Source organism: Delftia sp. GW456-R20, assembly GCF_001622915.1.
Taxonomy (GTDB): Bacteria; Pseudomonadota; Gammaproteobacteria; order Burkholderiales; family Burkholderiaceae_C; genus Comamonas; species Comamonas acidovorans.
Map to the genome: position 1 here is coordinate 2829560 of NZ_LWCN01000004.1, position 16688 is coordinate 2846247.

General features: G+C 69.1%; 18 protein-coding genes. 9 read left to right on the top strand and 9 right to left on the bottom strand.

All coding sequences use genetic code 11. The features are described 5' to 3' along the window. Positions 1-18: 18 nt before the first annotated feature. Positions 19-735, top strand: coding sequence for an MgtC/SapB family protein (locus A4F85_RS17945; RefSeq protein WP_012203158.1), 717 nt, complete (start codon positions 19-21; stop codon positions 733-735). A 7-nt stretch (positions 736-742) separates the two neighbouring features. Here the strand turns inward: A4F85_RS17945 and ruvB are convergent, their stop codons facing one another. Then, on the bottom strand, positions 743-1828 hold the full coding sequence (gene ruvB / locus A4F85_RS17950; RefSeq protein WP_063327342.1) for a Holliday junction branch migration DNA helicase RuvB: 1086 nt from the start codon (positions 1826-1828) through the stop codon (positions 743-745). Positions 1829-1835: 7 nt separating this feature from the next. Then, positions 1836-2408: a Holliday junction branch migration protein RuvA gene (ruvA, locus tag A4F85_RS17955; RefSeq protein WP_012203156.1), complete on the bottom strand. Its 573-nt coding sequence runs from the start codon at positions 2406-2408 to the stop codon at positions 1836-1838. 125 nt (positions 2409-2533) lie between these two features. Between ruvA and A4F85_RS17960 the strand changes: the two genes are divergently transcribed. Next, positions 2534-3505, top strand: coding sequence for a PhoH family protein (locus A4F85_RS17960; protein ID WP_012203155.1), 972 nt, complete (start codon positions 2534-2536; stop codon positions 3503-3505). 76 nt (positions 3506-3581) lie between these two features. Further along, entirely contained in the window at positions 3582-4040 is a 459-nt protein-coding gene (gene ybeY / locus A4F85_RS17965; protein ID WP_063328018.1) for an rRNA maturation RNase YbeY, read from the top strand. Positions 4041-4054: 14 nt separating this feature from the next. Here ybeY and acuI read toward each other — a convergent pair whose 3' ends face one another. Genes acuI through A4F85_RS17980 form a run of 3 tightly spaced genes read right to left on the bottom strand, consistent with a single transcriptional unit; the run spans position 4055 to position 7333 of the window. Next, positions 4055-5041 (bottom strand): acrylyl-CoA reductase (NADPH), encoded by a 987-nt coding sequence (gene acuI / locus A4F85_RS17970; protein ID WP_012203153.1) that lies wholly within the window; start codon positions 5039-5041, stop codon positions 4055-4057. 41 nt (positions 5042-5082) lie between these two features. Next, positions 5083-6339 (bottom strand): CaiB/BaiF CoA transferase family protein, encoded by a 1257-nt coding sequence (locus A4F85_RS17975; protein ID WP_063327343.1) that lies wholly within the window; start codon positions 6337-6339, stop codon positions 5083-5085. 22 nt (positions 6340-6361) lie between these two features. Continuing rightward, positions 6362-7333: a tripartite tricarboxylate transporter substrate binding protein gene (locus A4F85_RS17980; RefSeq protein WP_013804299.1), complete on the bottom strand. Its 972-nt coding sequence runs from the start codon at positions 7331-7333 to the stop codon at positions 6362-6364. Positions 7334-7451: 118 nt separating this feature from the next. Between A4F85_RS17980 and A4F85_RS17985 the strand changes: the two genes are divergently transcribed. Then, complete coding sequence (locus tag A4F85_RS17985; protein ID WP_063327344.1) at positions 7452-8396, top strand: LysR family transcriptional regulator; 945 nt, start codon at positions 7452-7454, stop codon at positions 8394-8396. Between the two features lie 190 nt (positions 8397-8586). Further along, the gene (locus A4F85_RS17990; RefSeq protein WP_012203149.1) at positions 8587-9345 is read left to right on the top strand and encodes a sulfite exporter TauE/SafE family protein; all 759 of its coding nucleotides are present in this window, start codon (positions 8587-8589) and stop codon (positions 9343-9345) included. A 10-nt stretch (positions 9346-9355) separates the two neighbouring features. Here A4F85_RS17990 and A4F85_RS17995 read toward each other — a convergent pair whose 3' ends face one another. After that, positions 9356-9721, bottom strand: coding sequence for an Arc family DNA-binding protein (locus A4F85_RS17995; protein ID WP_063327345.1), 366 nt, complete (start codon positions 9719-9721; stop codon positions 9356-9358). A 156-nt stretch (positions 9722-9877) separates the two neighbouring features. Between A4F85_RS17995 and A4F85_RS18000 the strand changes: the two genes are divergently transcribed. Continuing rightward, positions 9878-10243: a hypothetical protein gene (locus A4F85_RS18000; RefSeq protein WP_231890575.1), complete on the top strand. Its 366-nt coding sequence runs from the start codon at positions 9878-9880 to the stop codon at positions 10241-10243. Positions 10244-10369: 126 nt separating this feature from the next. Here the strand turns inward: A4F85_RS18000 and A4F85_RS18005 are convergent, their stop codons facing one another. The 3 genes from A4F85_RS18005 to A4F85_RS18015 form a co-directional block, all read right to left on the bottom strand. After that, positions 10370-12145 (bottom strand): dipeptidase, encoded by a 1776-nt coding sequence (locus A4F85_RS18005; protein WP_063327347.1) that lies wholly within the window; start codon positions 12143-12145, stop codon positions 10370-10372. A 122-nt stretch (positions 12146-12267) separates the two neighbouring features. Next, the gene (gene dtd / locus A4F85_RS18010) at positions 12268-12738 is read right to left on the bottom strand and encodes a D-aminoacyl-tRNA deacylase (RefSeq protein WP_016451888.1); all 471 of its coding nucleotides are present in this window, start codon (positions 12736-12738) and stop codon (positions 12268-12270) included. Continuing rightward, the gene (locus A4F85_RS18015; protein ID WP_063327348.1) at positions 12735-13727 is read right to left on the bottom strand and encodes a cation diffusion facilitator family transporter; all 993 of its coding nucleotides are present in this window, start codon (positions 13725-13727) and stop codon (positions 12735-12737) included. The genes dtd and A4F85_RS18015 overlap by 4 nt, the downstream gene beginning before the upstream one ends. Before the next feature lie 73 nt (positions 13728-13800). Between A4F85_RS18015 and A4F85_RS18020 the strand changes: the two genes are divergently transcribed. From A4F85_RS18020 to A4F85_RS18030, 3 genes are all read left to right on the top strand, one after another. Continuing rightward, a complete protein-coding gene (locus A4F85_RS18020; protein WP_063327349.1) occupies positions 13801-15366 on the top strand; it encodes a sensor histidine kinase in 1566 nt (521 codons plus the stop codon). Next, positions 15363-16004: a response regulator transcription factor gene (locus tag A4F85_RS18025; protein ID WP_013804314.1), complete on the top strand. Its 642-nt coding sequence runs from the start codon at positions 15363-15365 to the stop codon at positions 16002-16004. The genes A4F85_RS18020 and A4F85_RS18025 overlap by 4 nt, the downstream gene beginning before the upstream one ends. A 160-nt stretch (positions 16005-16164) precedes the next feature. Continuing rightward, a complete protein-coding gene (locus A4F85_RS18030; protein WP_013804315.1) occupies positions 16165-16668 on the top strand; it encodes a GlcG/HbpS family heme-binding protein in 504 nt (167 codons plus the stop codon). Positions 16669-16688: the final 20 nt, after the last annotated feature.

Below are 16688 nucleotides of genomic sequence, written 5' to 3' on the forward strand. Positions count from 1 at the left end.
AGGAAAGCCCGGAACCCCATGCAGGCCCTGCAGAACCTCAACCCCGGCGCCATGCTGGACACCTTCGTCAGCCTGACCACGGCCTTCGTGTTCGGCGCCCTCATCGGCCTGGAGCGCCAGGTGCGCCAGCGCACGGCGGGGCTGCGCACCAACACCCTGGTCGCCGTGGGCGCGGCCGTCTTCGTGGACCTGGCCGTGCGCCTGGGCGGGGCCGAGGGCGCCACGCGCGTGGTGGCCTACGTGGTCTCGGGCGTGGGCTTCCTGGGCGCGGGCGCCATCATGAAGGAAGGGGCCAACATCACCGGGCTGAACACGGCGGCCACGCTGTGGGGCTCGGCCGCCGTGGGCGCCTGCGCGGGCGCCAGCCTGGTGGCCGAGGCCGGCCTGGCCACGCTGTTCGTGCTGGCCAGCAACACCTTGCTGCGCCCCGTGGTCAACCGCATCAACCGCCGCCCGGTGGATGACGAATCCACGGAGTCGACCTACTACGTCTACGCCATCTGCCACCGCGGCGCCCAGGGCGATGTGCGCGAGCAGATGCTGGAGCTGCTGGAGAACGCCAGCTACCCCGTGCGCGGCGTGGAAACCCACGCCTTCGGCCCGCAGGACACGGAGATCGAGGCCATGCTCTACGCCACCTCGGTGGACTCCGACGAGCTCGACCGCGTGATCGCCGCCATCGAGGCCCTGCCCGGCGTGCTGCAGGCCTTCTGGAACGCCGGCACGGAGGAGTGAGCCTGCGTCAGCTGGCGTCGTCGCCTGGCACGGGAAGGCCCAGGTGGCGGTACGCCGCCTGGGTCGCCATGCGCCCGCGCGGCGTGCGCTGCAAAAAGCCCTGCTGGATCAGGTAGGGCTCGATCACATCCTCGATGGTGCCCGCTTCCTCGCCGATGCTGGCCGCGATGTTGTCCAGGCCCACGGGGCCGCCGTCGAAGCGGTGCACCACGGCCTCCAGCAGCTTGCGGTCCATGATGTCGAAGCCCTGGGGATCGACATCGAGCATGGCCAGCGCACGGTCGGCCAGCTCGCGCGTGATGCTGCCGTCGCCGCGCACATCGGCATAGTCGCGCACGCGGCGCAGCAGGCGGTTGGCAATGCGCGGCGTGCCGCGCGAGCGGCGCGCGATCTCGAAGGCGCCCTCGTCATCGATGGGCGCGTTCAACAGGCCTGCACTGCGCCGCACGATGCGCGCCAGCTCCTCGGCCGTATAGAACTCCAGCCGCGCCACGATGCCGAAGCGGTCGCGCAGCGGGTTGGTCAGCATGCCCGCGCGCGTGGTGGCGCCCACCAGCGTGAACGGCTGCAGGTCCAGCTTGATGGAGCGTGCGGCCGGGCCCTCGCCGATCATGATGTCGATCTGGTAGTCCTCCAGCGCCGGGTAGAGGATTTCCTCGACCACGGGCGACAGGCGGTGGATCTCGTCGATGAACAGCACATCGTTGGCTTCGAGGTTGGTCAGCAGCGCCGCCAGGTCCTTGGGCTTTTCCAGCACGGGGCCGCTGGTCTGGCGCAGATTCACGCCCAACTCGGCCGCGATGATGTGCGACAGCGTGGTCTTGCCCAGGCCCGGCGGGCCGAACAGCAGCACATGGTCCAGCGCCTCATTGCGCTTTCGGGCCGCGCCGATGAAGATCTCCAGCTGCTCGCGCGCCTTGGCCTGGCCCACGTACTCCTGCAGCAGCTTGGGGCGCAGGGCGCGCTCCATGGCCTCTTCCCCGCGCGAGACCGGCGCTGCCGAAATCATGCGCGGCTTGTCCGGTGCCTTGTCTGGCGGGAAGCCGCCCTGCGCAAAGCCGCCCTGCCCGAAATCGTCGGTATGGATGCTCATGCGCCGCTCACTTGGCCAGCGCCTTCAGCGCCAGCTTGATGCCTTCGGTCACGCCCACGTCGGGCGGCAGCTTCTTGAGCGCGGCGGCCGCATCCTTGTCGGAATAGCCCAGCGCCATCAGCGCCTGCACGATGTCGTTCTGATCGTTGTTCACGAACAGCGACTGCGCGCCCGTATCGGCGCCGATCTTGCCCTTGAGCTCCAGCAGCAGGCGCTCGGCCGTCTTCTTGCCGATGCCCGGCACCTTGACCAAGCGGCCCACCTCCTGCAGCGTCACGGCCTGCGCCAGGTCCTCCACGCTCATGCCGCTGAGCACCGACAGCGCCATGCGCGGGCCGATGCCGGTGATCTTGATCAGCTCGCGGAACGCCTGGCGCTCGCTGTGCGTGCCAAAGCCGTACAGAAGCTGCGCATCCTCGCGCACCACGAAGTGCGTCAGCAGGCTGACCTTGGCCCCACTGGCGGGCAGGTTGTAGAAGGTGCTCATGGGCACCTGCACCTCGTAGCCCACGCCGCCGCAGTCCACCAGCACCTCGGGCGGGTTTTTTTCCAGCAGCGTTCCTGTCAATTTGCCTATCATTGGTGTCCTTTGCCGCCCTGGGGGCGGCTTTTCATGCCCGTCCGCAACCGAACGCCGGCCCATTCACAGGGTATGGCACCACGCCCTCGCGCTGGCCGCCGCCCGGAATCTCTGGAATTATCCGCGTGATCCTGCGCCACACCTTCACACCCCACGACAACAACCGGTTGAGCCACGTCTGCGGCCCGGCCGACGCGCACCTGCGCACCATCGAGATCGCAATGGGCGTCAAGATCGCCCACCGCCACGAGCAATTCAAGATCGACGGCCCCAAGGCCAAGGCCAACGACGCCCTGGAGCTGCTGCAGGCCCTCTACGAGATGGCCGACGACCCCATCCTGGACGACTCCCTGCAACTGATGCTGGCCGGTGATACCGAACTCATCGAGCAGCCCCAGGACGCCATCCAGCTGTCCACGCGCCGCCCCGACCTGCGCGCGCGCACGGCCAACCAGTCGGCCTACCTGGAGAACATCGCCCGCCACGACATCACCTTCGGCATCGGCCCGGCGGGCACCGGCAAGACCTACCTGGCCGTGGCCTGCGCCGTGGATGCGCTGGAGCGCAGCGCCGTGCAGCGCATCGTGCTCACGCGCCCGGCCGTGGAAGCGGGCGAGCGCCTGGGCTTTCTGCCCGGCGACCTCACGCAGAAGGTCGACCCCTACCTGCGCCCGCTGTACGACGCGCTCTACGACCTCATGGGCTACGAGAAGGTGCAAAAGGCCTTCGAGCGCAATGTGCTGGAGATCGCGCCGCTGGCCTTCATGCGCGGGCGCACGCTGAACAACGCCTTCGTCATCTTGGACGAGGCGCAGAACACCACGCCCGAGCAGATGAAGATGTTCCTCACGCGCATCGGCTTCGGCGCCCGCGCCGTGGTCACGGGCGACGTCAGCCAGATCGACCTGCCCAAGGGCGCCCTGAGCGGCCTGATCGATGCCGAGCGCGTCTTGAAGCGCGTCAAGGGCATCGCCATCAACCACTTCACCAGCGCCGACGTGGTGCGCCACCCGCTGGTGGCACGCATCGTGGACGCCTACGACGCACGCGGCCAGGCCCCTGCGCGCCGTGCCGCACCGCGCCTTGCCGCGCATTGATCCCGACAGCCACAGCAGACGCCCGCCCACGGGCGCCCCAAAGCACACGCCCAAGCTCACGCCCACGCCTCCTCCCATGTCCCTGAACCAACTGCAACTGTCCCTGCAATTCGCGCGCTTTGCCGAGGCACCTGTCCACCGCGCCGTGCTGTCCCGCAGCAAGGTCACGCGCTGGATACGCCACGCCCTGGCCGTCGATGCCGAAATCACCGTGCGCATCGTCGACGCCGATGAAGGCCAGCAGCTCAACCGCGAATACCGCCAGAAGGACTACGCCACCAACGTCCTGACCTTCGACTACCAGCAGGAGCCCACGGCCATGGCCGACCTGGTGCTGTGCGCCCCCGTGGTCGAGCGCGAGGCGCGCGAGCAGAACAAGACGCTGGAGGAGCACTACGCCCACCTGCTGGTGCACGGCACGCTGCATGCCCAGGGCTGGGACCATGAGACCAGCGAGCAGGACGCCGAGGAAATGGAAGCCTACGAGACCGAGATCATGGTCGAGCTGGGCTTTGCCGACCCCTACGCCAAGTAGGCCCCGCGCGGGCCTCAGCGCGCCGTATCGATGACGACCCGGCCGCGCACCTGGCCGGCAAGCAGCCTGGGCGCCAGCGCAACCGCATCGGCCAGGCCCGCCTCTTCGGTATTGCGCTCCAGCACCTCGCGCGGCAGTTCGGCAGCCAGCCGCGCCCAGGCCTGCTCACGCCGCGCCTGCGGCGCATAGACGCTGTCGATGCCCAGCAGCGACACGCCGCGCAGGATGAACGGCGCCACGGAAGCCGGCAGGTCCAGCCCCTGGGCCAGTCCGCAGGCCGCCACGCAGCCGCCGTAGCGCAGGCTGGCGCACACATTGGCCAGCGTATGGCTGCCCACGCTGTCCACGGCCGCCGCCCAGACCTCCTTTTGCAGCGGCTTGCCGGGCGCATCCAGGCTGCTGCGCTCCACGATCCGCGCCGCGCCCAGCGCCTTCAGGTGCTCGGCCTGTTCGGGCCGCCCGGTGCCGGCGTGCACCTCGAAACCCAGGCGCGACAGCAGGGCCACGGCAATGCTGCCCACGCCGCCATTGGCCCCCGTCACCAGCACCGGGCCGCTGGAAGGCGTGATGCCATGCGCCTGCAGCGCCATCACGCACAGCATGGCCGTATAGCCTGCCGTGCCTATGGCCATGGCATCCCGTGCGCTGAAGGCCTCGGGCCGGCGGATCAGCCAGTCGCCGTTCACGCGCGCCTGCTGGGCGAGCCCGCCCCAGTGGGTCTCGCCCACGCCCCAGCCGTTGAGCAGCACGGCATCGCCGGGCTGGAAACGCGCGTCCTCGCTGTCCAGCACCGTGCCGGCCAGGTCGATGCCCGGCACCATGGGGAACTGGCGCACCACGGGCGAGCGCCCCGTGATGGCCAGTGCATCCTTGTAGTTGAGCGTGGAATGCGAGACGGCCACGCGCACCGCGCCGGCGGGCAGGCTGGCTTCGTCCAGCTCCACACACTCGGCACGGGTTTCACGCGGTACGGGTTGGGTCAGCAGCAAGGCTTTGAACATGGGGTCTCCAGCAAGGCAGTGGCAAAGGAATCCAAAGGCAATCAGGACTGCGGCGCGCCCAGCACGCCGCTGCGGCACAGGCGGGCAATGGCCTCGTCCGCCATCCCCAGTTCCCGCAGCAGCGCGAGATTGCCATCGCCCAGGGCGGGGGCCGGCGCACCCGGCAGGGGCTCGGCATCCATCCACCGGAACCCCAGTCCCGGAGTGTCCACCGCAGCGCCGCCGGCGCCATAGCTCACAGGTGACACGGTGCCGACGGCGCGGGCCTCGCCCAGGAATTCACCCAGGCGCCGCACCCTGGCGGCAGGCACGCCCACGGCGTTGAGCCGGGCTTCCATGTCCCGTGCGTTGCGTGCGGCGAAGGCCTCGGCCAGACATGCCTGCAGTCGCTGCAGCGCGGACGCATCACGCGCGGCGACAAAGCCGCCCTCGGGCGCGTTGAAGGCATCGAGGTCCAGCAGCGTGGCGTCCTCGCACAGGGCATCGAGCCCCAGCACGCTGGCAAGCCTGCGGAACTGCTGCGGCGTGTTGGCGGCCGTGGACAGCCAGCCGTCGGCGCACCGGTAGGTGTCGGCCGCCGGGCTCCCCGTATAGCCCCGGTTGCCCACGCGCCGCGGCTCCACGCCATGGGTGAGATAGGTACAGGCATGCGGGTACATCAGCATCAGCGAGGCCTGCAGCATGGAGGCATCGATGTGCTGGCTGCGCCGCTCGCCAGGCGCCCAGGCATTGCGCTGGTGCAGGGCCGCCGTGACCGACAGCGCCCCCAGCATGCCCACCGCCACGTCGATCACAGGAAAGCCCACCTTCACGGGCGGCGCTTCCTCGTCGCCCCCCGCCATCATCATCATGCCCGTGAGCGCCTGCACCACATGGTCATAGGCGCCCCGCCCGGCCCACTCGCCCTGCTGGCCAAAGCCCGAGATGGAGCAATACACCACGTCGGGACGCACCGCCCGGATGTCCTCGTAGCCCAGGCCGTGGCGCGCCACCACGCCGGGGCGGAAGTTCTCGATAAACACATCGGCCGTGCGCGCCAGGGCACGCACGATGTCCGCGCCCTCGGGCTGGCGGATGTCCACCGCCAGCGAACGCTTTCCCGCATTGAGCGCCACGAAGCCCGAAGGCATGCCGCCCCCGGGCTCGCCGGGCGCCCGGCTGTTGCGCATGACCTCGCCACGCGTGGGCTCGACCTTGATGACCTCGGCCCCGAGCTGGGCCAGGTAGTGCGAGGCCAGCGGCCCCGCGATCACATGCGACATATCGATGACGCGCACTCCTTGCAGCGGCTTGTCCATACCCGTCTTGCCTTTCCCTGGTTCAACTGTTGGCGGTGATGCCGGCCAGCTCGATGATGGCGGCCCACTTGCGGTTCTCGCTGCGCACGAAATCAGCGAAGGCCTGCGGCGAAGCGCTGGCCGTGGCCTCGTTGCCGACAGCCTCGAACGAGGCGCGCAGCGCTGGCTGGGCGGCGGCCTGGCGCACGGCGGCGTGCAGGCGCTCGACCACGGCAGGGGGCGTCCTGGCCGGAGCCCACAGCCCGAACCAGGACTCCTGCACCGCCAGCTCGCTGCCCAGCACCTCCTGCAGCGTGGGCACCTCGGGCAGCTGCGCCAGGCGCTTGCGGCTGGTCACCGCCAGGGCCCGCAGCTTGCCGCCCTGCACCTGGGGAATGCCGGTGCCCGCCACCGGAAACGCATACTGCGTATCGCCGCGGATCAGCGATGCCGCAATCTCCACCGATCCCTTGAGCGGTATGTGCGTGACCTGCAGGCCCGCCAGCGAGGCCAGCGTGGCGCCCGCCAGATGGGCCGAAGTGCCTATGCCGCCCGAGCCGTAATTGGCCTGCGCCGGCTGGGCCTTCAGCCCCGCGATCAGCTCCCGGGCCGTGCGCCAGGGCGCATCGGCACGCACCACCAGCACCGTGGGCGACGAGGCCAGGTTGCTGACGGGCGTGAAGTCGCCGATGGGGTCGAAGCGCAGGCCCGGTTGCAGCAGCTTCTGGATCAGATGGGTGTTGGAGCCCATCAGGCAGGTGTAGCCATCGGCGGGCTGCTGCGCCACATACTGCGCGGCCAGCACGCCGGCCGCGCCCACCTTGTTCTCGATCACGATGGACTGCCCCAGGATCTCCCCCAGCACCGGGCCGGCCTGGCGCAATTGCACATCAGGCCCCCCGCCCGCCGCATACGGGGAAATCACCCGCACCGGCCGGCTCGGAAAATCGCTGGCCCGCACCAGCGGAAGCGCGGCAGCCGCCAGGCTGCCTGCCAGAAAGACGCGTCTGTCCATGGTCCTGTCTCCTTGTCGCTTGTCGTCGTGGGGTCACGATAGAACGGCAGGCCCATTTCCAATAGTGATATGTTTGGATGGATGGCAAACCTCCGGTAATCACTCCACCCCCGGGAACATGCACGACTTCGACCCGCAACGCCTGCTGTCGCGGCTGCGCTTCAAGCACCTGCAGCTCCTGCTGGCCCTGCACCAGGGAGGCAGCCTGCGCGCCGCCGCCGGCCTCATGCATTTGACCCAGCCCGCGCTGAGCAAGGCCCTGAGCGAGATCGAGGCGGCCTTCGGCGTGACGCTGTTCCTGCGCAATGCGCGCGGGCTCGAACCCACGGCCCAGGGCGAGATCGCCATACGCGGCGCGGCCATGCTGCTGGCCGAGCTGCGCCATCTGGGCAGCGAGACCGCCCAGCAACCCGCCATCACCTTGCTGCGTATCGGCACCCCGCCCTTCGTGGCACAGGGCTACCTGCCCGGCGTACTGGCGGACCTGGCCGCACAGCAGCCCCATGTCCGGGTACAGCTCAAGGAAGAACGCGTGCCTTTGCTTGTGCGATGCCTGCTGGACGGCCAGCTCGATGCCCTCATCACCAGCTACCCCACCGAGCTGCCCGAGGCTGCAGGCCAGCCGCTGCGCTACGAAAAACTGTTCGACACCGGCTTCACCGTCATCGCCCCGCCGGACCACCCTGCAGGCCACGCGCGCAGCAACCGCTGGGAGGAGCTGGCGCGCCAGCGATGGATCCTGCCCACGCGCAGCTCCATGCTGCGCCGCATGATGGAAGAGGTGTTCCGCCGCGAAGGCGTGATCGCGCCCACGCCCGTCATCGAATCCACCAGCCCCTTCACCAACCTGCAACTGGTCCGGGCCGGCCTGGGGCTCAGCGCCGTGCCCGACTCCACGCTGCAGGCCTCGCCCCGGTCGCTGGGGGTGCGCAGGGTGCATGTCACACCCGCCATCTCCATGGGCCCCGTGGCGCTGATCTACCGCAGCGCCGTCGCCAACCCACGCGTCGCACTGCTGCGCGCCACGCTGGGCCTGCCCGGCCCGGCGGTGGAGCCGCCCTAGTCGCCAGGTGGCCACTACGCCGGCGCGATCCTGTCCTTTTGCGCAAAGCAGCCCTGACCCAGCCGCCATGCCGGTGCGACAGCCCGCCCGATGGTCCGGCACTAAGATCGGCCTCGACCTATAACACCGGCCTGGCCGCGCAAGGCCACGGCGGCCTGCCGATGCCCGGCCCCAGGAGGAGACAACACCCATGTGGGACATCGCACTGCTCATGAGCGCCGCCTTCGTGGCCGGCGCGCTCAATGCCGTCGCCGGGGGCGGCAGCTTCCTCACCCTGCCCGCCCTGGTCTTCACCGGCGTGCCGCCCGTGGCCGCCAACGCCACCGGCACCGTCGCCCTGCTGCCCGGCTACATGGCCGGTGCCTGGGGCTTTCGCCAGGACATGGAGCCGCCGCCCGGCCTGGGCATGCGCGGCGTGATCGTGCTGTCGCTCATCGGCGGCTCGCTGGGCGCGGCCCTGCTGCTGGTCACGCCCGACCACCTGTTCCGCAAGGTCGTCCCCTGGCTGCTGCTGGCCGCCACCGCCATGTTCGCCTTCGCGCCCCAGCTCAGGCGCATGGCGTCGCGCGGCAGCGCCGAGCATGCCGCCCATGCATCGCCCCTGAAGGCCGGCGCCGGCATGCTGGCCGTGGCCATCTACGGCGGCTACTTCAACGGCGGCCTGGGCATCCTGCTGCTGGCCCTGTTCGGCCTGCTGGGCCAGACCAGGCTGCATGCCATGAACGGCATGAAGAACCTGGTCTCCGCCCTGCTCACGGCCATTGCCGTCGCCATCTATGCGGCCGGCGGCGTCGTGCAGTGGGAGCAGGCCCTGGTCATGATGATTGCCGCCACCGCAGGCGGCTACGGCGGCGCCCGCCTGGCGCGCCGCATCCCGCCCGAATGGCTGCGCGCGGGCATCGTGCTGACGGGGCTGGTGATGGCGGGGGTGTTTTTCTGGCGGCAGTGAGGCAAGAAAGCTACTTCTTCGGCGCCGCACTCTGCGCTGACTTCGATACGCGCTTGCCTGTGGATTTTTCCGGCGTCGCCGCATCCGTGTCTGGCTGAGGGCCGCGCTGTGGCAGGGCCAAGGCTTGCGCAAGCGATTGCAACCGCTCTTCGATACGCTTCACGGTTTCCAGCGTTTCGTCACCGACGCGGGTATCCAGATTCATTTGCAAACTACCGCTGTCCATGCCCGAAACGCGCGGCGCCGCAAAGGTCTGCTGTAGCCGAGACACGACCTCGGCAGTCATTGAGCGCCGGTTCTCTTCAGAAGCGGCATCCAGCAGATCCTTCAACTCCTGAGGGATACGCATGTAGATGGTTGGGTCGTCGCGTGCCATCCGCGCACTTTGCCATGGAACACGCTTGCCATTTTCTATGCACAGTACATAGAATATTGAGTGCATAGATCGTGCATAGAAAGCCCGAGTCATTGAAGCGACGACAAAGGAATCGATATGACTGCGTCACGGCACTCAACGAACAAGCCCTGCACGATGGACACCGCTGCCTGGCCCACCATGCAGCAAATGATCGCCCTGTCCATTGCCCGCGCAGAGATGGGGCTGGTTGCCCTGATCGAAACACGCTGTGCCGACATGGACTGGCATGACGCGGATGTAGAGGTGGACCTGGCCGCAGACCTGGCGCTGAACCACATCCGGCAAATTCGGCACAAGGTATTCGAGGACGCCAGCGAATTCGACAACGAGTGGTACCTCGCCCGCGCAGCCATCGCCCTGGCCGCCCAGGCCTTCGACCGGCCACAGAGCCTCTACGCCCGGCGCCTGAAACTGCTCTTGCAACTGTTTGATGAAGCACCGTCCTTTGTGGAATACGCGGAGCATGGTCCGGAAGGTTGAGGGCAGGCAGGCCTGTGCCGCATCCAGGGCGGTCGGCTTTCATGTGTCGAATGACTGGGCGGAAGTGGATGAAAAAAAGCGCCTTGCTCTCACAAGGCGCTTTCGCATTTCAATAACCGGAGAGTGTCACTGCATCTGCTTCAGATTCCCGATGCGCACCAGCATTTCCGTGAACATCTGCATGTCGGCGCGCAGGTCGGGCAGTTCCTTGTATTCGAGCGCGTTGTGCGCCGTGTACTTCTTGCCGGGCATGGCAGGGCCGAAGTTGATGGCGTTGGGCATGAGCTTGGCCGTGGTGCTGCCGGCCGTGGGCACGGGCTTGGCGTCCAGGCCCGTGGTGTCGCCGAAGATGTTGAGCAGGGTGGACAGCCAGGCGCCCTTGGGGTCGCGCGCCATCCAGTTGCCCTGGGTGTATTGCAGGGTCAGGGGGACCTTGGCGGCCGCGCTCCAGCGGGTGATGCGTTGCTCGACTTCGGTGCGCAGTTGCTCGGGCGTCTTGCCGCGCGGCATGCGCACGTTGGTGGTGACTTCGAGCTTGCCGTCTGCCGCCTTGATGAGGTTGGGCGACAGGGTCAGCGGGCCCATGAAGTCGTCGGCATAGGCAACGCCCAGCTGCTTGCCGAAGTAGTCGAGGCCGAAGGCGCCGTTGATGTAGCGCAGGGCGTTGCTGTAGGCATTGGGCTGGACCAGGGCCACGCCATCGGTGGGCATGAGCACCTGCTGCAGGAACAGCGTCAGGCGCGGCACGGGGTTGACGCCTTCCTCAGGGCGCGAGCCGTGGGCCGAGGTGCCCGTGACCTTGACGGTGGCTGCAGTGCCGCTGCGCTGGATGTCGATGGTGAACGGCCCGCCCTGCCCTGCATAGCTGGTGGTGAAGTCACCCTTGGCCGCCTGCAGGCGTGCGGCGATGGCGGCAATGGCGGCTTCGTCGCCAGCCGTGATGGTGGCGGTGGCGGTCTGGGCAATGGCGTTGGCCGAGGCGGCGCCGGCCATGGCGGTGATGGCGGGCTGAGCGGGGTCGGCCTTCACGTCGTCGAATACGGCCTTGAGCGCGCCCGAGCCTTTTTCCGCGACGACGGCTGGGTACTTGCTGTCCAGCACGATGTTGTAGGCGGGCAGCGTGGTCTTGCCCTGGTAGTACTTCATGGCGTCGCCGCCGGTTTCCTCGGTGGTCTCGATCATGAGGCGTATGCCGCGCGACAGGGGCAGGCCGCTGTCCTTGACGGCCTTCATGGCGAACAGCACGGTGGCGATGGAGCCCTTGTCGTCGATGGTGCCGCGCCCGTAGAGCTTGTCGCCCACGCGCGTGACCTTGAAGGGGTCGATGGCCTGGCCATCCAGCACCCATTCGGCGGGGACGACGGGCACGACGTCGGCATGGGTGAGGATGCCGAATTCATCGGTGCCCGAGTTCGAGGCGCTCGCGGTGTTCGCAGGCAGGGTGACCTCGAAGATGCGGTTGTCCACGTTGCGGTACTGCAGGCCGAAGTCCCTGGCCATCTGCTGCACCAGTTCGCCAAAAGCCAGGATGGCCGGGCTTTCATGGGGCGGCACCTTGGCATCGCGCACGGTGGGCAGGGCGACCATGCGCTCGATGCTGGCCAGCACGGCCTGCTCCTGCGTGAGCCGCGTGTACAGGCCCAGCAGGCGGGCGATGTGGTCGAGGTCCTCCCCCGCAAGCGCCTGGCCTGCCGCATGTCGCTGCACGGCCTGGGCGATGGCAGGCTGCGCGGCCGCAGCCTGCTTCAGGAAGCTGGCGAAGTCGGTGGGTGCCGGCTGCGCCTGGGCCAGCGCGTCCAGCGCGGGCTTCCTGAGGGTGTCGGCGCCGGCCGCGCCGCTCCACGCCAGGGCCATGCTCATGGCAAGGGCCAGGGTGGAGGCTTTGAACGGATGGTTCTTCATGGTCGTCGGTCTGTCGATGAATGCTGAGGCCGCAAGAATACGGGCTTTGCAGCCCTTTTCCGGTCAGGACGTGCTCGCAGATCGCGCCAGAATCCGCCCCAGAACAGCAGGTCTGCGGCAGGCTATGCCGCGGTGGCCGGAGCTATCGACAGCGGGATGGTCACGGGGCCGTCGTTGAGCAGGTGCACCTGCATGTCGGCGCCGAAGCGGCCCGTGGCCACGTCGGGATGCAGGGCGCGCGCCCGCTGCACGATGTAGTCGTACAGGCGCTCTCCCTCGGCCGGTGGCGCGGCGCGCGTGAAGCTGGGGCGGTTGCCGCCGCCGGTGTCGGCCGCCAGCGTGAACTGGCTGACGATGAGCAGGCCCCCGCAGGCGCCCTGCCCGTCCAGGTCCTGCACGCTGCGGTTCATCTTGCCCGCGTCATCGGCAAAGATGCGCAGCTTGAGCATCTTGGCCAGCAGCTTGTCGGCTTCGGCCTCGGTGTCGCCGCGCTCTGCGCAGACCAGGGCCAGCAGGCCGGGGCCTATGCTGCCGGCGACCTGGCCGTCGATTTCCACGCGGGCCTGTTTCACGCGCTGCAGGATGCTGATCATTGTTCGGAGTTCGGGTTCTTGTCGGTGGATGGGGAAGGAGTGTCCGCCTGGCCTGCCGCCTCGATGGCGGCTTCCATCGCGGTCTGCATGCCCAGCGGCAGCAGCTCGATGCGCGCGTACAGGCCGGGCACGGCCTGCAGCAGTTCGGCCTCGATCTCGGTGCGCAGCCGCGCGGCGCGGGCCACGCTCCAGTCGCCGGGCACATGCATGTGCAGGTCGGCAAAGCTGCGCTCGCCGGCGCGCCGGCTGGAGATGTTGTCAAAGACCACGCCATGCTCGCGGTGCGCATGGCGGTCCAGAACGGCGTCGATGCGCAGGCGCTCGGGCGCGTCCAGCGCCTGGTCCATCAGGCCCTGGGAAGATTGCCAGACCAGTTGCGCGCCCTGCACGCAGATGTTGAGCGCCACGCCTATGGCCACGGCCGCGTCCAGCCACAGCCAGCCTGTGAGCGATGCGCCGATCAGGCCGATGACGACGCCGGCCGAGGTCCAGACATCGGTGAGCAGGTGGCGGGCATCCCCCTCCAGCGCCATGGAGCGGTGCTGGCGCGCCGAGCGCAGCATGGCCACGGCCAGCAGGCCGTTGAGGGCCGAGCTGACCACGGACAGCGCCAGGCCCCAGCCCAGTTGCTCCAGCGGCTGCGGGTTCCACAGCCGCGCCAGCGCCGCCCAGGCGATGGCCAGGCTGGCGCCGATGACCAGGATGCCCTCGAAGCCAGCAGAGAAGTACTCGGCCTTGTGGTGCCCATAGGGATGGTCGGTGTCCGCCGGCCGCTTGGCGATGGTGACCATGGTCAGCGCGAACACGGCACCGGCCAGGTTGACGAAGGATTCGAGCGCGTCCGACAGCAGGCCCACCGAACCCGTGAGCCACCAGGCCAGGGTCTTGAGCACGATGGTCAGCAGCGCCACGACCACCGAGATGCGCAGCAGGCTGTGCGGCGCCATCCAGTCGGGTGCGTTGGCGGTAGATGGAGTGGACTCGGCCATGCTGCGCTGCGATAGGTGGGGGTGCTGCGGATTAGACCACTGCCTGCGCGGGCCGCATGCCAGAATCCGCGCCATGAATGGATGGCAGCGATCAGCGGGGTGGGTGCTGGCCTGGGCCGTGGCCGCAGGCTGCGGCGCGGCCTGGCTGGCGCACGCTCGCCTGCAGTCGCTGCGCGAGGTCTTCGATACCGATGCCCGCATTGCCCACCGGCTGCTGAGCCAGCGCATGGTGCAGCACGATGCCATCCTGGGCACGCTGGCGCTGCTGCAGCCGCGCCAGCCCGCGCCAGACCAGGCCTCATGGAAGCAGTTGCCGCGCCTGTATCCGCAGGTGCTGGATGTGGCGCGCCGCTCGGCCGCCGCAGGCGAGTCCTGGCCCGCGCCCTGGCCGCACGGCATGGCCGAGGCCGAGCGCCGCTCCCAGGCCAGCGGCCATGCCGAACTGGCCCTGGCCGATCTGGCCCGGGGCCGCCTGTACCTGGTGCAGGCCGGGCTGCCGGCCAGCTATGCATTGCTGCTGGACCTGCGCTCCACCATCCCCGCCGACGAATGGCCCATGCCACCGGCCACCAGCCCGGTGCGCGCCTGGCTGGCGCTGGGCGGGCAGGAATTCCTGATCCAGCCAGGCAGCACCGGCTCGCCAGGCTGGAACACATGGTCCTGGGAGGTGAGCAAGACCCTGGCCTCACCCAGCCAGCCGCTGGTGCTGTACCTGCGCCAGCCGCTGGACGCCTCGGTGCTGCCCTGGACGGCCATGCTGGGCTGGGCCCTGGGCTGCGCGCTGGCCGTGGCCGCGCTGCGCGCCCTGCTGCGCCAGCGCGTGGCCCGCCGCCGCGCCGAGCAATTGCTGCAGCTGGGCCAGGTGGCACGGCTCAATACGCTGGGCGAACTGGCCGCCGGCATGGCGCATGAGCTGAACCAGCCGCTGACGGCCGTGCTGTCCAGCAGCCAGGCCGCGCGCCGCCTGCTGGCCGAGGACCCGCCCGAGATGGACGCCGCCCGCCAGGCCATGACGCAGGCGGCCGAGCAGGCCAAGCGTGCGTCCGCCGTGGTAGGCCGGCTGCGCCGCCTGGTGGAGCAACCGGGACTTGCGCCCCAGGCCGAGCCGCTGGATCTGAACCAGGCCGTTGCCGAAGCGCTTTATCTGCTGGAGCCCGAGCTGCGGCGCCGCCAGGTCCAGGTCAAGGTGCAGATGAAAGTGCAGGCCGCCGATCTGCCCGCCGCCCAGGCCGACCCCGTGGCCGTGCAGCAGATACTGCACAACCTGCTGGTCAATGCATTGCAGGCCATGGACGAGCAGCCGCCCGCAGCCCGCCATCTGCGGGTGGAGCTGGAACGACGCGACACCCGCCTGCTGGTGGCGGTGCAGGACAGCGGACCCGGCGTGGCGCCCGAGATGCGCCAGCGCCTGTTCACCCCGTTTGCCACGGGCCGCGCCCAGGGGCTGGGCTTGGGCCTGACGTTGAGCCAGAGCCTGGCCGAATCCATGGGCGGCAGCCTGGAGCTGGCCGCCTCGGGACCGGGCAGCGGAGCCCGCTTCGAGCTGCTGCTGCCTGCGGCGTGCGCCAGTGCATGCGCCAATACATCCACGGCACGCGCCGCCCCCACCGCATCCACACCACCACCACCGAACCCATGACTGCCGCGCCTGCCCAAGACCTGTCCCCGCTGATCCATCTGGTCGATGACGACGAGGCCGTGCGCGACAGCCTGGCACTGCTGATCGGCACCGTGGGCCTGCGCGTGCAGTGCTGGGCCGATCCGCTGGCCTTTCTCGAAGGGCTGGACCGCCAGGGCATAGGCGCCATCGTGATGGACGTGCGCATGCCCGGCATCGGCGGACTGGCCCTGCTGGGCCGGCTGGTGGAGCAGGGCGTGGACCAGCCCGTGATCATGCTCACCGGCCATGGCACGGTGGACATGTGCCGGCGCGCCTTCAAGGCCGGCGCAGCCGAGTTCCTGGAAAAGCCCGTGGACGACGAAGTGCTGATCGACGCGCTGCAAGGCGCCGTGCGCCAGCATGTGCAGTCGCGCGAACGCCAGCAGGCCGACCGCGATGCGCAGCAGCGCTTCGCCCAGCTCTCGGCACGCGAGCGCGAGGTGCTGGCGCTGATCGTGCAGGGCCTGACCAACAAGGAGATAGGCCGCAGCCTGGAGCTGTCGCCGCGCACGGTGGAAACGCACCGGGCCAACCTCTTCGCCAAGCTGGAGGCGCCCAGCCTGGCCCAGCTCATACGCCGCTACGCCAGCCTGGCAGACACGGCGGCAGGCGCCTGAAGCGCCACCTCCTCGCCCAGCAGCGCGCCTGGCTTCTCCGTATTTCTACGCAGCGCCGCGCGTAGCCGTCCGAATGGTGCGCGGCGGCGGCATTTTCTACAGTGCATGCATGCCGTCCGGGCTTGTGGCCCGGGCCGTCCTGACCCCCAAGGAGAAGACCATGCAACGCCACGCCACCAAGCTCGCCACCCTCGCTGCCCTGACCCTGGGCCTGATCACCACCGCCGCCCAGGCCGAGGCCGTGCGCACGGAAAAGAACATGTCGCTGGAGCTGGCCAACCAGATCGCCGCACGCAGCGTGGCCGCCTGCGCCGCCGACGGCTATGCCGTCACCGCCACCGTGGTGGACCGTGCCGGCACCGTGCGCGCCGTGCAGCGTGCCGACAATGCCGGCCCCCACACGCTGGAGGCCAGCCGCCTGAAGGCCTATACGGCCGCATCGGCCAAGAACAGCACGCTGGCCATCATGGAAGGCGCGCAGAAGAACCCCGGCGCCGCCAACCTGGTGAACATTCCCGGCTACCTGCTGCTGGGCGGCGGCCTGCCGGTGAAGGTGGGCAACGAGGTGATCGGCGCCGTGGGCATCGGCGGCGCGCCCGGCGGCCACCTGGACGACAAGTGCGCCCAGACTGCACTGGGCCAGGTGCAGGACCTGCTCAAGTAAAGAAGCCGCGCCGCACGTGA

Excerpts from the sequence above, each read along its gene's own strand:
- A4F85_RS17945 (WP_012203158.1), top strand. The coding sequence starts at position 19 with ATGCAGGCCCTGCAGAACCTCAACCCCGGCGCCATGCTGGACACCTTC.
- ruvB (WP_063327342.1), bottom strand. The coding sequence starts at position 1,828 with ATGAGCATCCATACCGACGATTTCGGGCAGGGCGGCTTTGCGCAGGGC.
- ruvA (WP_012203156.1), bottom strand. The coding sequence starts at position 2,408 with ATGATAGGCAAATTGACAGGAACGCTGCTGGAAAAAAACCCGCCCGAG.
- ybeY (WP_063328018.1), top strand. The coding sequence starts at position 3,582 with ATGTCCCTGAACCAACTGCAACTGTCCCTGCAATTCGCGCGCTTTGCC.
- acuI (WP_012203153.1), bottom strand. The coding sequence starts at position 5,041 with ATGTTCAAAGCCTTGCTGCTGACCCAACCCGTACCGCGTGAAACCCGT.
- A4F85_RS17975 (WP_063327343.1), bottom strand. The coding sequence starts at position 6,339 with ATGGACAAGCCGCTGCAAGGAGTGCGCGTCATCGATATGTCGCATGTG.
- A4F85_RS17980 (WP_013804299.1), bottom strand. The coding sequence starts at position 7,333 with ATGGACAGACGCGTCTTTCTGGCAGGCAGCCTGGCGGCTGCCGCGCTT.
- A4F85_RS17985 (WP_063327344.1), top strand. The coding sequence starts at position 7,452 with ATGCACGACTTCGACCCGCAACGCCTGCTGTCGCGGCTGCGCTTCAAG.
- A4F85_RS17990 (WP_012203149.1), top strand. The coding sequence starts at position 8,587 with ATGTGGGACATCGCACTGCTCATGAGCGCCGCCTTCGTGGCCGGCGCG.
- A4F85_RS17995 (WP_063327345.1), bottom strand. The coding sequence starts at position 9,721 with ATGGCACGCGACGACCCAACCATCTACATGCGTATCCCTCAGGAGTTG.
- A4F85_RS18000 (WP_231890575.1), top strand. The coding sequence starts at position 9,878 with ATGGACACCGCTGCCTGGCCCACCATGCAGCAAATGATCGCCCTGTCC.
- A4F85_RS18005 (WP_063327347.1), bottom strand. The coding sequence starts at position 12,145 with ATGAAGAACCATCCGTTCAAAGCCTCCACCCTGGCCCTTGCCATGAGC.
- dtd (WP_016451888.1), bottom strand. The coding sequence starts at position 12,738 with ATGATCAGCATCCTGCAGCGCGTGAAACAGGCCCGCGTGGAAATCGAC.
- A4F85_RS18015 (WP_063327348.1), bottom strand. The coding sequence starts at position 13,727 with ATGGCCGAGTCCACTCCATCTACCGCCAACGCACCCGACTGGATGGCG.
- A4F85_RS18020 (WP_063327349.1), top strand. The coding sequence starts at position 13,801 with ATGAATGGATGGCAGCGATCAGCGGGGTGGGTGCTGGCCTGGGCCGTG.
- A4F85_RS18025 (WP_013804314.1), top strand. The coding sequence starts at position 15,363 with ATGACTGCCGCGCCTGCCCAAGACCTGTCCCCGCTGATCCATCTGGTC.
- A4F85_RS18030 (WP_013804315.1), top strand. The coding sequence starts at position 16,165 with ATGCAACGCCACGCCACCAAGCTCGCCACCCTCGCTGCCCTGACCCTG.